The sequence below is a fragment of the Pseudomonas sp. 09C 129 genome, from assembly GCF_002843625.1.
In the GTDB taxonomy this organism is placed as follows: domain Bacteria; phylum Pseudomonadota; class Gammaproteobacteria; order Pseudomonadales; family Pseudomonadaceae; genus Aquipseudomonas; species Aquipseudomonas chlororaphis.
This window is the reverse complement of record NZ_CP025261.1, coordinates 2348168-2363405: the sequence shown is the minus strand read 5'-3', so window position 1 is coordinate 2363405 and position 15238 is coordinate 2348168. Positions and strand designations below refer to the sequence as shown.

The following is a 15238-nucleotide window of genomic DNA, read 5'->3' as shown; positions in this document are numbered from 1 at the left end:
CACTCCTTGATGTTCAGGCCGTTACGCCCACCGGCACGGCAGGGACAATAGGTTCGTGATGAAACAGCGCCTGGTCCTCGCCCCGCGTCTTGCTCCGGGGCAGCACCGCACCCGCGGAGCCGATACCCAGGCGCCGCAACCAGGACGTCAGGCGGTCCGGCTGCGGTGCCAGGGACTCGTAGCCGACGCGGACCCGCTGCCAGTGCTCTGCCAGCTCCGCCGGCTTCGACGCGGCGGCCTGGCGCATGTAAGCGTCGATGGCGTCCACCGCCCAGGCCGAATGCCCGGTGGAGACGTTATCGATGGTGTTGTGCAGGTCGACGAACGCGGTGCTGAAGCCGTAGTGCCTGAGGAAGCGCCGGGCCGAGCGATAGCTGCCGCCCACCCCCGACAGCTCCATCGCCAGGTTCATGCCGAGGATTTCCGGCATGAAGGTCACCGGCAACTTGCCCAGGCACAGCCAGTAGACCGGCAAGCGGAACGACGCCTCGCGCAGCCGCTCATCCTCGGCGAACTCGCGGGCACCGGTGGGCGCCAGCTCCAGCCCCATCTGGCGCAGGCCGTCGCGGTAGATTTTCGGATGGTTCAACGCATAGGAGCCGTTACCCAGCTCATCCCAATAGGTCTGGAACAGCGCGTAACCGACATGGGACGAGGCCAGCGTCAGGTCGGTAAAACCCTGGAGCCAGGCGCCGTCGATCAGGGTCAGCGGTGCCAGTTGCAGGGTGGAGTCGACGATTTCTTCGCGCGACGGCATGGCCGCCGGGTCGCTTTCTTCGAACTCCTGGCCGTGGCGGTCGTGCTTGTCCAGCAACCATTCGCGCAAGACGCCGACATTCCAGGCTTCAGGCAAAGTGCGTTCGGAGCTTTGCAGCGAGCGCCGCGACTGTTCCAGCCAACGGGTCACATAAGCCTGGGCAAAAGCCTGGGTGCGCGGCGCCAGCGCCCTGCCCTGCAAGACGAAATAGGCCTCGCGCAAGCTCTTGGGCCACTGGCCCTGCTCTTGAGTGTCCTCGCCCAGCACCTGCCGAACCGCTGCATTGCAAGGGGTTGGCGCTGGTACTTCGGCAGCTTCCGCACGCTGGATCGGGCCGGACAGGCCATCGATCCACTTGCGGATGACGCTCAGGTCAGCCTCGCTGAAAATCCGGAACATGCGCCCGTTCGGCGCAACCAGTGTATTGACCAGCAGGCTCTTCTCGGCATTGCCCGGCACGATCAGGCGGCTGCGCGAAAGCATTTCCAGCAGCGGCACGGGGTCGACCTGGGCCTCACGCAGCCACTGCGCCAGGCTGCGGCCTTCCATCTTGTAATCCTGGTGATAGACCGCGCCGGCCCGGGCCATGCGCTGGATCATCTTGCCCATCAGGCGCTCGGGCGATACCGCGTCCCGGCAGTGCGCCAGCAATCGTTCGTTGAAGGTTTTCAGGGCCGCGAACAACCATTGGGCGCCCGCCTCCAGTTGCAGGCGGCGAAGGCTGCCCTGGCTGGCGACCTGCTCGCAGACCCACTGGGAGACTTCCAGCGCCGAACTGTCGCCCGCGCTTTCATCCAGCTGGTTCAGGTCGAGCCGGCGGACATCCAGTTGCTGCGCATCCAGCACCGACCACCATGGGCTCAGCCCCAGGGCACGCCAGGCATAATCGATGCCGCACAGGGTGTCGCCAAAGGCATCGCTGCGGCGGCTGACCGCTTGCAGCAATGCAGGTAATTCGAACAGTTCGTCAGGCAAGTCGGGGAGCGTGGAAAGTTCGAACGGCGAAACCGCATAGGCGGTCAGCCCCGACTGTACCAACAGCGATTTGAAGTGATCGGCGCGCGATGCCAGCGGCCGCCCGACGCCCACGTCGTGGGCCAGCAACTCCATGAGCTTGAGCTGCGCGCTGTCCTCGAAGACACCGGGGGCGCTCATGCCTTGCAACCAGCAGCCCAATACCGAGGCCAGTGGCGCCGAGTGCGCCAGCAGCGCCTCGGCGAATTCCCGTCGGTTGCCCAGTTCCGCGGCCTGGCTGGCCAGTTCGCGGTAAGCCCGGGCCTGCTCGTCACGCCAGTGCTCGATCTGTACCCGCAACTCGGCCAGGCCACCCGCACCGGCTTCACCCGGTGCGGCCAGGCCCATCAGTCGCCGAATACTGACATCCCCCAGAAAGCTCTCGGGATTGCTGACTGATCGATAAAACTGGCGCCACATACTGTTTACTTCCCTTCCAGGTTGGAGACCAAGGCAATCCATTGCCGGCCCTCAGTCATCGGCAAGCAATGACGTCGGGTGTCGAGATCAGAACATCGGGTAGATCGAAGAGTCCGGCTTCTTCTTTTTCTTCTTGCCGAACAGGCGTTGGAACAAGCTCTTGATGTAACTCATGGCAGACTCCTTTAAAGAACATCGAGGATGATTTTCGAGACGAAATCGTTCCCCTGGTCGGTGAAGTGAATACGGTCGACGAACAACCACTGTTCAGGCCGCAGGGCCTCGGACAGCAGCGGTGTAATGTTCACGAAACGCACGCCCATCTTCTGTGCGCCTTCGCGCAGGCGGGCGGCATAGGCCTCGCAGACGCTGGGCTGCAGGATGTCGCCATAGACCTCGCTGAAACTGCCGGCGCGATCCAGCTCGGCGAACAGCTGTTCTTCCTCGTCGCAACCCTTTTCCCGGACCCAGCCGGCCAGCGGCTGCAGAATGAAGGTCAGCTTGGCGCCCATGTCGGCCGCCAGTGCGCGCCAGGTATCCAGATGACGCAGGGTCAGGTCGGCGGCGTAGTCGATCTGCTCTTCCATGGTCGGTGGCGGCTCGGGCGTCGGCTCTTCCTGTTCCTTGCCGAGCAAGGCGCGGAACATGCCGCGCTTGGGGGCCTGAGTCTCCGGACGCATGGCGTCGAAGAACTGATTGCAGTTGAAGAAAGCGCCGTGTTCGCCACGGCTGCTGTGTGGCTGGCGGGCCAGCCCCAGGTTGTTGAACCCGGAAAACAGCACGATCTCGTCGACCTTGGGCAGCAAATGACGATAAAGGGTGAAAAGCGTCAGCTCCTGGGTCGAGTTGAAGCTGCGTCCGCCGAAGTTGATCCAGGGTTTGCTGTCCGGATCGTTCTCGGCCAGGCGCGAAGGCAGTGTCCAGGCATCCGAGCTGGCACCGATGCCAAACACGGTCGAGCTGCCGGCCAGCACCCGCACGCTCTTGGCGTGGCGGCTGTTGACCACCGAATACTGTATGCCCAGCAACTCCGAATAGCGGAAGCCCGAGGCATCTGTATTGACCACCTCCGAACGGTGGTCGGTAGGATGGAAGTACATCAAATAAGGCAGCCAGCGAACCTCACCACCGTCGGTGAATTTCTGCTCGTACTCAGCCATCTGCGGAGTCAGTTTGATCCTTGCCGTCATTACCCTGCTCTTCCTTGAGAAGTCATCGTCTAAAGTAGCCTGAGGGGGAAGCCCGTTCGGGGGGACTCTGAATTGCGCCGCAACTGTATTTAAGAACAACCAGTACAGCGCGATGCGGGCCATCTTCCCAAAGGCAACCACTGTCTTATAGGTACACGCCGGATGATTTTTCTCAGTACAGATTGCCTTTTCGCCCTGAAAAATTTTCAAAAAAAGTGAAATCTGTAACTTTTTATACGACAGATGAGTCGCTACAGTCCCCCGCATGACTCGATACCTGAATCTCGCCGAATACATCAGCAGCCGCATTGAGCAGGGGTTATACGGACCGGGGGAGCGTCTGCCTTCGGTGCGGGCCCTGAGCCTCGAGCACGGCGTCAGCCTCACCACCGTGCAACAGGCCTATCGGGTTCTGGAAAGCTCGGGACTGGCTATTCCCAAGCCCAAGTCGGGCTATTTCGTCCCAGCCGGCCGGCGCTTGCCGGAGCTGCCAAAGATGGGACGGCCGTCGTTGCGGCCTGTGGATATCTCCCAGTGGGACCTGGTGCAGGAGCTGATGCGCCAGGAGCAGAACGCCAATGCCATTCAACTGGGTTGCGGCATGCCCGACACCACCGCGCCGACCCTCAAGCCGCTGCTGACCGCCCTGGCGCGGATCAGCCGGCGCAGCGACAGCCCTAGCCTGCAATACAACCACCTGCAAGGTGTGCTGAGCCTGCGCGAGCAGATTGCCCGCCTCGGCGTCGATTCCGGTTGCCGCCTGACGCCTGCGGAAATCGTCGTCACCAGCGGCTGCCAGGAAGCCCTGTCCATCGCCATCCGCGCCCTGTGCGAACCCGGCGACATCGTGGCCATCGCCTCCCCCTGCTTCCACGGCATCATCCAGTTGCTCAAGGCCGCCGGCCTCAAGGCCCTGGAGATTCCCACCGACCCGGTCACCGGCATCAGCCTGGAAGCCATGGAAATGGCCCTGGAACAATGGCCGATCAAGGCCATCCAGCTCACGCCCAATTGCAACAACCCGCTGGGCTACATCATGCCGGACGATCGCAAGCGCGCGATGATCCGCCTGGCCCAGCGCTACGACGTGCCGATCATCGAAGACGATATCTATGGCGACCTGGCGTTCCGCTACCCGCGGCCGCGCACACTGAAGTCATTCGACGACGACGGGCGCGTGCTGCTGTGCAGTTCGTTCTCGAAAACCCTGGCGCCAGGACTGAGGATCGGCTGGATCGCCCCGGGACGTTACCTGCCGCAAGTGCTGCACATGAAATACGTCGGCTCCGGCACCACCGCTACCCAGCCACAGCTGGCGGTGGCCGAATTCATTGCCAAGGGTCACTACCTGCCGCACCTGCGGCGGATGCGCAAACAGTACCAGCGCCATCGCGACCTGATGACCGAGTGGGTCAGCCGCTATCTGCCGGAAGGCACCCGGGTCAGCAAACCCCAGGGCGGGTTCACCTTGTGGGTGGAGCTGCCGGACGAGTTCGACACCTACACCCTGAACCGGCTGCTGGAAGCCGAGGACATCCAGATCGCCAACGGCAATATCTTTTCCGCGGCCGGCAAGTACCGCAATTGCCTCAGGCTGAACTTTGCCGGCGTGCCCAACCGCAAGATCGAACAGGCGATCAACAAGATCGGCCTGGCGGTCGCGCAACTGCTCCCCGCCTGACACCCCTCGCACCTGCCCCTCGCCACCGCGGCGAGGGGCAGGTGCGAATCAGGCCCTGGCCGCGCGCCACAGCTTGCCGCCCAGCGACACCACGACCAGTACCGCGGCGCCGGCGATGATGCCGGCCACGGCATTGAGCAGCGTCGGCATGATCAGCGAAAACCCGCCAACCGCCTCGGCCGTGTGCGCGGTGACAGTCTCGATCCAGTGATGCGCCGCCGGCACGCCATGGGTCAGGATGCCGCCGCCGACCATGAACATGGCCGCGGTGCCGATCACCGAGAGGCTTTTCATCATGTAGGGCGCCGCGCGCAGGATCGCGCCACCGATGCTTTTCGCCACCTGGCCCGGCTTCTGCGTCAGCCACAGGCCAAGGTCGTCGAGCTTGACGATGCCGCCCACCAGGCCATACACGCCGACGGTCATGACGATGGCGATGCCCGAAAGCACCACCACCTGCTGCATCAACGGTGCGTCGGCGACGGTGCCCAGGGTAATGGCGATGATCTCGGCCGAGAGAATGAAGTCGGTACGGATCGCGCCCTTGATCTTGGTCTTCTCGAAGGCCACCAGATCGGTGGCCGGGTCCGCCACGGCTTCGATCAGTTGCTGGTGCTCGGCCTGATCCTCGGCCTTGCTGTGGAGAAACTTGTGGGCGAGCTTTTCAAAGCCCTCGAAGCACAGATAGGCACCGCCGAGCATCAGCAGCGGTATCACCAGCCAGGGCGCGAAGGCACTGATGGCCAGTGCCGCGGGTACCAGGATCAGCTTGTTCAGGAACGAGCCCTTGGCCACCGCCCAGACCACCGGCAACTCACGCTCGGCGCGCACCCCGGAGACCTGCTGGGCATTGAGCGCGAGGTCGTCCCCCAGCACCCCGGCGGTCTTCTTCGCCGCCATCTTGGTCATCAGCGCCACGTCGTCGAGTACCGCGGCAATATCGTCGATCAGCACCAGCAAACTGCTTCCGGCCATGGATCAGGGTTCCTTGAGGTGATAAATGCTGCGAAGCATAACGCGCAACGAGGGCCGCCGGGGCATTCTTGAGCCTCGCGCAAGGCCGGTGCTACCATGCGCAACCGCCCGAACAGGCAAGGAATCACCTGGTTTATGAGCACCATCCGCGAGCGCAACAAAGAACTGATCCTGCGTGCCGCCAGTGAAGAGTTTGCCGACAAAGGCTTCGCTGCGACCAAAACCAGCGATATCGCGGCCAAAGCAGGATTGCCCAAACCCAACGTCTACTACTACTTCAAATCCAAGGAAAACCTCTACCGCGAGGTCCTGGAAAGCATCATCGAGCCGATCCTCCAGGCTTCGACCCCGTTCAACGCCGACGGCGTGCCCAGTGAAGTGCTGAGCGGCTACATCCGCTCGAAGATTCGCATCTCCCGCGACCTGCCCTTCGCCTCCAAGGTGTTCGCCAGCGAGATCATGCACGGCGCTCCGCACCTGAGCCCGGACCAGGTCGAACAACTCAACGCCCAGGCCAAGCACAACATCGATTGCATCCAGACCTGGATCGATCGTGGCCAGATCGCGCCCATCGACCCGCACCACCTGATGTTCAGCATCTGGGCCGCGACCCAGACCTACGCCGACTTCGACTGGCAGATCTCGGTGGTGACCGGCAAGGCCAAGCTGGACGAGTCCGATTACGAAGCCGCCGCCCAGACCATCATCCGCCTGGTGCTCAAGGGCTGCGAAACGGACAAGTAAGCCAGCCCTTGTAGCCGCTGCCGCAGGCTGCGATAAGGCCGAAGGCCTTCAGCGATCTTCAGATCTTGCGCACCCGTTGTGTGCGATCGCAGCCTGCGGCAGCGGCTACACGGCTACACGGCTACAGATCAGGCGCTCACGCCCGCATCCGCCTGCAAGCCCTGCGCCTCGATGGCGCTGATCGCGCATTGCTCGTCGATGTCCGAGGTGTCGCCGCTGATGCCGATCGCCCCCACCACCGCCCCCTGCCGATCACGAATCAATACCCCACCCGGTGCCGGCACCACGCTGCCCTGCCCCAGGCTGTTGAGCGCGGCAATGAACGCCGGCCGCTGCTGCGCATCCAGCGCCAGCAGGCGCGAGCCCTTGCCCAGGGCGATCGCGCCCCAGGCCTTGCCGATGGCGATCTGTGGCCGCAGCAAGCTGGCCCCGTCTTCGCGCTGCAAGGTCACCAGATGCCCGCCGGCGTCGAGTACCGCGATGGTCAAGGGTGCCGCGCTGATCTCGCGGCCGAAGGCCAGGGCCTTGCCGGCCAGGCTGACTGCAACGTTCAAGGTTAAAGCGCTCATGGGTGCCGTCCTTATTTTGTTATTGGGAAAAATCCGGGAGTTCCGATAAGAAGATCGATACAACAAATAGAACACAACAAATTTTGTTTTTGTATACAATAATTTTCGTAAATCCCTGCTTCCGACGAAAAGCCGCCTGTTTACCGGCACCGGACGAACGCACCCCAGCGCTAGAGAAAATGGATTGACCTGCGACGCTCGCCGTGAATACACTCTGCGCAAAGCCACTTGTATACAATTACAAAACGTAAGAGGCACAAAACCATGAGCAAAATGAGAGCAATCGAAGCCGCCGTTCTGGTGATGCGCCGTGAAGGGGTCGATACCGCCTTTGGCATCCCGGGTGCCGCCATCAACCCGCTGTACTCCGCCCTGCAAAAGGTCGGCGGCATCGATCACGTCCTCGCTCGCCACGTCGAAGGCGCCTCGCACATGGCCGAGGGTTACACCCGCACCAAGGCCGGCAATATCGGCGTGTGCATCGGTACTTCCGGCCCTGCCGGCACCGACATGGTCACCGGCCTGTACAGCGCCTCGGCCGACTCGATCCCGATTCTCTGCATCACCGGCCAGGCCCCGCGTGCCCGCCTGCACAAGGAAGACTTCCAGGCCGTCGACATCACCAGCATCGTCAAGCCGGTGACCAAGTGGGCGACCACCGTCCTGGAACCCGGCCAGGTGCCCTACGCCTTCCAGAAAGCCTTTTATGAAATGCGCTCCGGCCGCCCCGGCCCGGTGCTGATCGACCTGCCGTTCGACGTGCAGATGGCCGAGATCGAATTCGACATCGACGCCTACCAGCCGCTGCCGCTAGCCAAGCCTTCGGCGACCCGGGTCCAGGTCGAAAAAGCCCTGGCCCTGCTGGATCAGGCCGAGCGTCCGCTGCTGGTCGCCGGTGGCGGCATCATCAATGCCGATGCCAGTGAGCTACTGGTGGAGTTCGCCGAGCTGACCGGCATCCCGGTCATTCCGACCCTGATGGGCTGGGGCAGCATCCCCGACGATCACCCGCAGATGGTCGGCATGGTCGGCCTGCAGACCTCCCACCGCTACGGCAACGCCACCCTGCTCAAGTCTGATGTGGTCCTGGGCATCGGCAACCGCTGGGCCAACCGCCACACCGGTTCGGTGGACGTCTACACCGAGGGCCGCAAATTCATCCACGTGGACATCGAGCCGACCCAGATCGGCCGGGTGTTCACCCCGGACCTGGGCATCGTCTCCGACGCCAGCTCGGCGCTGACCGTGTTCATCGAAGTCGCTCGCGAATGGCAGGCCGCCGGCAAGCTGAAGAACCGCAATGCCTGGCTGCAGGATTGCCAGCAGCGCAAATCGAGCCTGCAACGCAAGACCCACTTCGACAACGTGCCGGTCAAGCCACAGCGCGTGTATGAAGAGATGAACCAGGTGTTCGGCAAGGACACCTGCTACGTCAGCACCATCGGCCTGTCGCAGATTGCCGGCGCGCAGTTCCTGCACGTGTACAAGCCACGCCACTGGATCAACTGCGGCCAGGCCGGCCCGCTGGGCTGGACCATTCCGGCGGCGCTGGGGGTGGTCAAGGCCGATCCATCGCGCAAAGTAGTGGCGCTGTCCGGCGACTACGACTTCCAGTTCATGATCGAAGAACTGGCCGTGGGCGCGCAGTTCAAGCTGCCATACATCCATGTGGTGGTGAACAACTCCTACCTGGGCCTGATCCGCCAGGCACAGCGCGGTTTCGACATGGACTACTGCGTGCAGCTGTCCTTCGACAACCTCAATGCCCCGGAACTCAACGGCTATGGCGTGGACCACGTCGCGGTCGCCGAGGGCCTGGGTTGCAAGGCGCTGCGGGTATTCGAGCCGTCGGGCATCCAGCCGGCCCTGCGCCAGGCCCAGGAAATGCTCGAACAGTTCAAGGTGCCGGTGATCGTCGAGATCATCCTGGAGCGTGTCACCAACATCTCCATGGGCACCGAAATCAACGCGGTCAACGAATTCGAAGACCTGGCGCTGGTCGGCAACGACGCCCCGACCGCGATTTCCCTGCTCGACTGACCCCCTATGTAGCCGCTGCCGAAGGCTGCGATCGCATCCGCAGGATGCGCAAGATCTCAGGATCGTCGAAGGACTTCGGCCTTATCGCAGCCTGCGGCAGCGGCTACAGGGATTGATACCTCTACAGGAGACCACCATGCCGCGTTTTGCCGCCAACCTGTCCATGCTGTTCACCGAACAGGACTTCCTCGCCCGCTTCAAGGCCGCCGCCGAGGCTGGCTTCAGTGGTGTCGAATACCTGTTCCCCTACGAATTCAGCTCCGCCGAGATCAAGGCGCAACTCGACGCCCACGGCCTGACCCAAGTGCTGTTCAACCTTCCCGCGGGCGATTGGGTGAAAGGCGAGCGCGGCATCGCCTGCCTGCCGGACCGGGTCGAAGAGTTCCGCGCCGGGGTCGACCTGGCCATCGCCTACGCCCAGGTGCTGGGCAACACCCAGATCAACTGCCTGGCTGGCATTCGTCCGCAAGGTTTCGACGATGCCACGGTGGAAAAGACCTTCGTCGCCAACCTCAAGTACGCCGCCGAAAAACTCCAGGCCGCGGGCATCAAGCTGGTGATGGAAGCGATCAACACCCGCGACATCCCGGGCTTCTACCTGAACAACACGGCCCAGGCCCTGTCGATTCGCGAACAGGTCGGCAGCAGCAACCTGTACCTGCAATACGACATCTACCACATGCAAATCATGGAGGGCGATCTGGCCCGGACCCTGTCCGGGCACCTGGACGCGATCAACCATGTCCAGCTGGCGGACAACCCGGGGCGTCACGAACCGGGGACCGGCGAGATCAACTACCGCTTCCTGTTCGGGCACCTGGACAAGATCGGCTACCAGGGCTGGGTCGGCTGCGAATACAAGCCGCTGACCACCACCGAGGCGGGCCTGGGCTGGCTCAAGAGCCACAACGCAATCTGATCGGCAACCGCGTCATCGTTTATCGCTGTAGGAGCGAGCTTGCTCGCTCCTACAGAGGGCGTGCTACCTAACAAAAAGAGGATTTTCTCATGGCTAAAATCGGATTCATCGGCACCGGCATCATGGGCCACCCAATGGCCTCCAACCTGCAGAAAGCCGGTCACAGTCTGTTCCTGTCCCAGCACCACGACGCGGCCCCGGCCGACCTGGTCGCCGCCGGCGCAGTCGCCCTGGCCAGCCCCAGGGAAGTGGCCCAGGAAGCCGAGTTCATCATCGTCATGGTCCCGGATACCCCGCAGGTCGACGACGTGCTGTTCCGCGCCGACGGCGTGGCGGCGGGCGTCGGCCCGGGCAAGGTGGTGATCGACATGAGCTCGATCTCGCCGACCGCGACCAAGGCCTTTGCCGCCAGGATCAACGAGAAAGGCGCGCAGTACCTGGATGCCCCGGTATCCGGCGGTGAAGTCGGCGCCAAGGCGGCGACCCTGAGCATCATGGTCGGCGGCGACAGCCAGGCCTTCGAGCGCGCCCTGCCGCTGTTCCAGGCCATGGGCAAGAACATCACCCTGGTCGGCGGCAACGGCGACGGCCAGACCGCCAAGGTGGCGAACCAGATCATCGTCGCCCTGAACATCCAGGCGGTGGCCGAGGCCCTGCTGTTCGCCGCGAAAAACGGCGCCGATCCGGCCAAGGTGCGCGAGGCGCTGATGGGTGGCTTCGCCTCCTCGAAGATCCTCGAGGTGCACGGCGAGCGCATGATCAAGGGCACCTTCGACCCGGGCTTCCGTATCAGCCTGCACCAGAAGGACCTGAACCTGGCCCTGCAAGGCGCCAAGGAGCTGAACATCAACCTGCCGAACACCGCCAACGCCCAGCAAGTGTTCAGCACCTGCGCGGCCATCGGCGGCAGCAACTGGGACCACTCGGCGCTGATCAAGGGCCTGGAACACATGGCCAACTTCTCGATCCGCGACCAGTAAGAGAACGCCAGGAAATCCCCTGTAGCCGCTGCCGAAGGCTGCGATCGCCTGCGCAGCAGGCGTGCACTTGCACATCGCAGGAAGGTTCTTCGAACCTTATCGCAGCCTTCGGCAGCGGCTACAGGCTGCGTTACAGCCACACCTCGAATAACAAGAAATCCGGGAGCCCGCCATGTCGGTCGATCCGCAACAATTCCTCCGTGAGCTGTTCGCCACAGCCATCGACGCCGCCCACCCGCAGCACGTCCTCGAAGCCCACTTGCCCAGCGACCGCAGCGGCCGGGTGATCGTCATCGGTGCCGGCAAGGCCGCCGCGGCCATGGCCCAGGTGGTCGAACGCTGCTGGTTGGGTGAAGTCAGCGGGCTGGTCGTCACCCGCTACGGCCACGGCGCGCCCTGCGAAAAAATCGAAGTGGTCGAAGCCGCCCATCCGGTGCCCGATGCCGCCGGCCTGGCCGTGGCCAAGCGCGTGCTGGAGCTGGTCAGCGACCTCTCGGAACAGGACCGGGTGATCTTCCTCCTGTCCGGCGGCGGTTCCGCCCTGCTGGCCCTGCCCGCCGCGGGCATCAGCCTGGCGGACAAGCAGTCGATCAACAAAGCCCTGCTCAAGTCCGGCGCCACCATCGGCGAGATGAACTGTGTGCGCAAACACCTCTCGGCGATCAAGGGCGGCCGCCTGGCCAAGGCCTGCTGGCCGGCCACCGTCTACACCTACGCGATTTCCGATGTACCGGGCGACCTGGCCACGGTCATCGCTTCCGGCCCCACCGTGGCCGACCCCAGCACCTCGGCCGAGGCCCTGGCGATCCTCAAGCGCTATGCCATCGAGGTCCCGGCGGCGGTGCGCACCTGGCTGCAAAGCCCGGAGTCGGAAACCGTCAAGCCCGGCGACCCGAGCCTGGCCCGCAGTCACTTCCAGCTGATCGCCCGGCCGCAGCAGTCGCTGGAGGCCGCCGCGGTGAAAGCCCGCCAGGCCGGTTTCAGCCCGCTGATCCTCGGCGACCTGGAAGGCGAGTCCCGCGAGGTGGCCAAGGTCCACGCCGGCATCGCCCGCCAGGTGGTGCTGCATGGCCAGCCGCTGGCGGCGCCCTGCGTGATCCTGTCCGGCGGCGAAACCACGGTCACCGTGCGCGGCAATGGCCGCGGCGGGCGTAATGCCGAGTTCCTCCTGAGCCTCACCGACAGCCTCAAGGGCCTGCCCGGCGTCTACGCCCTGGCGGGCGATACCGACGGCATCGACGGCTCCGAAGACAACGCTGGCGCGATCATGGCCCCGGACAGCCATGCCCGCGCCGCCGCCCTGGGCCTGAGTGCCAGCGACGAGCTGGACAACAACAACGGCTATGGCTACTTCGCGGCCCTGGATGGGTTGATCGTCACCGAGCCGACCCGCACCAACGTCAACGACTTCCGCGCCATCCTGATCCTCGAGAGCCCAAAACATGACGCCTGACAAAAAGGTCAAAATCCTCGCCACCCTCGGCCCGGCCATCGACGGCATCGACGATATCCGCGAGCTGGTGCAGGCCGGGGTGAATATCTTTCGCCTCAATTTCAGCCACGGTGACCACGCCGATCACGCCCAGCGTTACCAGTGGATCCGCGAAGTCGAAAAACAGCTGAACTACCCGCTGGGCATCCTCATGGACCTGCAAGGCCCGAAACTGCGGGTCGGCACGTTCGCCGAAGGCAAGGTCCAGCTGCACCGCGGCCAGGCCCTGCGCCTGGACCTGGACAGCACCCCGGGCGACCAGCGCCGGGTCAACCTGCCCCACCCGGAAATCCTCAAAGCCCTGGAGCCGGGCATGGACCTGCTGCTGGACGATGGCAAGCTGCGCCTGCGGGTCACCGCCAAGCACGCCGACGCCATCGACACCACGGTGCTCAACGGCGGCGAGCTGTCGGACCGCAAGGGCGTCAACGTCCCACAGGCGCTGCTCGACCTCAGCCCGCTGACCGCCAAGGATCGTCGCGACCTGGAATTCGGCCTGGAACTAGGGGTGGACTGGGTCGCCCTGTCGTTCGTGCAGCGCCCCGAGGACATTCGCGAAGCCCGCGCGCTGATCGGCGACAAGGCGTTCCTGATGGCCAAGATCGAGAAACCCTCGGCGGTCACCCAACTGCGCGAGATCGCCGAACTGAGCGACGCGATCATGGTGGCCCGTGGCGACCTGGGCGTCGAAGTGCCGGCCGAAAGCGTGCCGCAGATCCAGAAGAACATCATCGGCACCTGCCGCCAGCTGGGTAAACCGGTGGTGGTGGCCACGCAGATGCTCGAATCCATGCGCTTCTCCCCCGCCCCGACCCGGGCCGAGGTCACGGACGTGGCCAACGCGGTGGCCGAAGGCGCCGACGCGGTGATGCTCTCGGCGGAAACCGCCTCCGGCGAATACCCACTGGAAGCGGTGCAGATGATGAGCAAGATCATCCGCCAGGTGGAAAGCGGCCCGGACTACCAGGCCCAGCTCGACGTCAGCCGGCCCCAGGCCGAAGCCACGGTGTCCGATGCCATCAGCTGCGCGATCCGCCGCATCAGCAGCATCCTGCCAGTGGCGGTGCTGGTGAACTACAGCGAGTCCGGCAGCTCCAGCCTGCGCGCGGCCCGGGAACGGCCGACGGTGCCGATCCTCAACCTGACGCCGAACCTGTCCACCGCGCGGCGCCTGACGGTGGCCTGGGGCGTGCACTCGGTGGTCAACGACCGCCTGCGCCAGGTCGACGAGGTCTGCTCCACCGCCCTGGAGATCGCCCAGGCGCAAGGCATGGCCAAACGTGGCGACACCCTGTTAATCACCGCCGGCGTGCCGTTCGGCCAGCCGGGCTCGACCAACTCGCTGCGCATCGAAACCCTGATCTGAGCATGTAGCCGCTGCCGAGCCTGCGAGGCTGCGCTCGAAAACGCAGTCTTCGCCAGGCCCGAGCACTGGACTTGCCTGTGGAACACGGCATTGCCTGATTGACGGCCGCTACGCGCCCGATCGCAGCCTCGCTGCGCTCGGCTGCGGCTACAAGAGCCACCCTCATGCCTTCAGAACACTTCAACGCGCACTGCCCCGACTGGGCCACCGCCCTGCTCAACGGCTTCAGCCAGATCTTCCTCCAGCGCCATCCGCTGTGCGGCCTGCTGTGCATGCTGGCCATCCTGCTGAGCGCTCCGGCGTTGCTCGGTGGCGCGCTGCTGGGCGGCGTGGCCGGGCTGCTCACCGCGCAGCGCCGGGGCTATGCCAAGGCCGACCGGCAAGCCGGGCTGTTCAGCTACAACGGGGTCCTGCTCGGCCTGCTCCTGAGCCTGCGCTTCGACTGGTCGGTGCTGCTGCCACCGCTGATCATCGCCTGCGGCGGCGTCAGTGCGATCCTCACCCGGCAATGGCTCAAACGCGCCCGCGATCAATATTGCCTACCGGCCTACACCGCGCCCTTCGTCGGCCTCGGCTGGTTGCTGCTGGGCCTGGCCGCGCCACTGCCTGCGGGTGCTGACGCGCCCTGGGTCGAGCCCGATGCGCTGGCGCTGCTGCAGGTACTGATCCAGGGGCTTGGCCAGGTGATGTTCCTCGAGCATCCGCTGGCCGGGGTGCTGATCGCCCTGGGGTTGCTGCTGGCTGATCGCCGGGCGGCCGCCTGGGCGCTGTTCGGTTCGGCGGCGGGCCTGGGCTTCGCCCTGCTGCAGCAGGGCCACGCCGGCGCCCTGCCGGGCCTTGGCGGCTACAACTGTGCCCTGGTCGCCCTGGCCCTGAGCCAGGACCGCCGCCGATCCTGGTTGGCCCTGCCGGGAATGCTCCTGGCGCTGCTGCTCGCCCCGGGCTTCGCCGCGCTGGGCCTGCCCGTTCTCACCGCACCCTTTATCCTCGCCTGCTGGCTGGTTCGCGCCGCGCTGCGGGTGCTGCGCCAGGCCGCCGTGGACAGCACGCCTTGCGCTACCGGGGCCAATCCCCCTAGGCTTCGCTGACCT

The 15238-nt window shown here is 64.6% G+C and carries 12 protein-coding genes; 8 read left to right on the top strand and 4 right to left on the bottom strand.

Annotation, left to right across the window (positions count from 1 at the left end; genetic code table 11):
* Positions 1–13: 13 nt before the first annotated feature.
* The gene (locus CXQ81_RS10835; protein WP_101337189.1) at positions 14–2191 is read right to left on the bottom strand and encodes an iron-containing redox enzyme family protein; all 2178 of its coding nucleotides are present in this window, start codon (positions 2189–2191) and stop codon (positions 14–16) included.
* A gap of 185 nt (positions 2192–2376) precedes the next feature.
* Complete coding sequence (locus CXQ81_RS10830; RefSeq protein ID WP_007931458.1) at positions 2377–3381, bottom strand: hypothetical protein; 1005 nt, start codon at positions 3379–3381, stop codon at positions 2377–2379.
* A gap of 265 nt (positions 3382–3646) precedes the next feature.
* On the opposite strand from CXQ81_RS10830, the gene CXQ81_RS10825 reads away from it, so the two are divergent.
* Positions 3647–5062 carry a PLP-dependent aminotransferase family protein gene (locus tag CXQ81_RS10825; protein ID WP_007931457.1) on the top strand — a complete coding sequence of 472 codons (1416 nt, stop codon included), beginning with the start codon at positions 3647–3649 and terminating at the stop codon, positions 5060–5062.
* A 48-nt stretch (positions 5063–5110) separates the two neighbouring features.
* Here the strand turns inward: CXQ81_RS10825 and CXQ81_RS10820 are convergent, their stop codons facing one another.
* On the bottom strand, positions 5111–6037 hold the full coding sequence (locus CXQ81_RS10820; protein ID WP_101337188.1) for a DUF808 domain-containing protein: 927 nt from the start codon (positions 6035–6037) through the stop codon (positions 5111–5113).
* Between the two features lie 135 nt (positions 6038–6172).
* Here CXQ81_RS10820 and CXQ81_RS10815 point away from each other — a divergent pair, with 135 nt between their 5' ends.
* Positions 6173–6781 (top strand): TetR/AcrR family transcriptional regulator, encoded by a 609-nt coding sequence (locus CXQ81_RS10815; RefSeq protein ID WP_007931453.1) that lies wholly within the window; start codon positions 6173–6175, stop codon positions 6779–6781.
* A 128-nt stretch (positions 6782–6909) separates the two neighbouring features.
* Here the strand turns inward: CXQ81_RS10815 and CXQ81_RS10810 are convergent, their stop codons facing one another.
* On the bottom strand, positions 6910–7350 hold the full coding sequence (locus CXQ81_RS10810; RefSeq protein ID WP_101337187.1) for a heme-binding protein: 441 nt from the start codon (positions 7348–7350) through the stop codon (positions 6910–6912).
* A gap of 264 nt (positions 7351–7614) precedes the next feature.
* Here CXQ81_RS10810 and gcl point away from each other — a divergent pair, with 264 nt between their 5' ends.
* The 6 genes from gcl to CXQ81_RS10780 all read left to right on the top strand — a co-directional run bounded on the left by gcl (position 7615) and on the right by CXQ81_RS10780 (position 15235).
* Complete coding sequence (gene gcl, locus CXQ81_RS10805; protein WP_101337186.1) at positions 7615–9390, top strand: glyoxylate carboligase; 1776 nt, start codon at positions 7615–7617, stop codon at positions 9388–9390.
* 136 nt (positions 9391–9526) lie between these two features.
* Positions 9527–10309, top strand: coding sequence for a hydroxypyruvate isomerase (gene hyi / locus CXQ81_RS10800; RefSeq protein ID WP_007922097.1), 783 nt, complete (start codon positions 9527–9529; stop codon positions 10307–10309).
* 89 nt (positions 10310–10398) lie between these two features.
* Positions 10399–11289 (top strand): 2-hydroxy-3-oxopropionate reductase, encoded by an 891-nt coding sequence (locus CXQ81_RS10795; protein ID WP_007922096.1) that lies wholly within the window; start codon positions 10399–10401, stop codon positions 11287–11289.
* 172 nt (positions 11290–11461) lie between these two features.
* On the top strand, positions 11462–12742 hold the full coding sequence (locus tag CXQ81_RS10790; RefSeq protein ID WP_007922094.1) for a glycerate kinase: 1281 nt from the start codon (positions 11462–11464) through the stop codon (positions 12740–12742).
* Positions 12732–14147 (top strand): pyruvate kinase, encoded by a 1416-nt coding sequence (pyk, locus tag CXQ81_RS10785; RefSeq protein ID WP_101337185.1) that lies wholly within the window; start codon positions 12732–12734, stop codon positions 14145–14147. The genes CXQ81_RS10790 and pyk overlap by 11 nt, the downstream gene beginning before the upstream one ends.
* Before the next feature lie 164 nt (positions 14148–14311).
* Positions 14312–15235, top strand: coding sequence for an urea transporter (locus CXQ81_RS10780; RefSeq protein ID WP_101337184.1), 924 nt, complete (start codon positions 14312–14314; stop codon positions 15233–15235).
* The last annotated feature ends 3 nt before the right edge of the window (positions 15236–15238 follow it).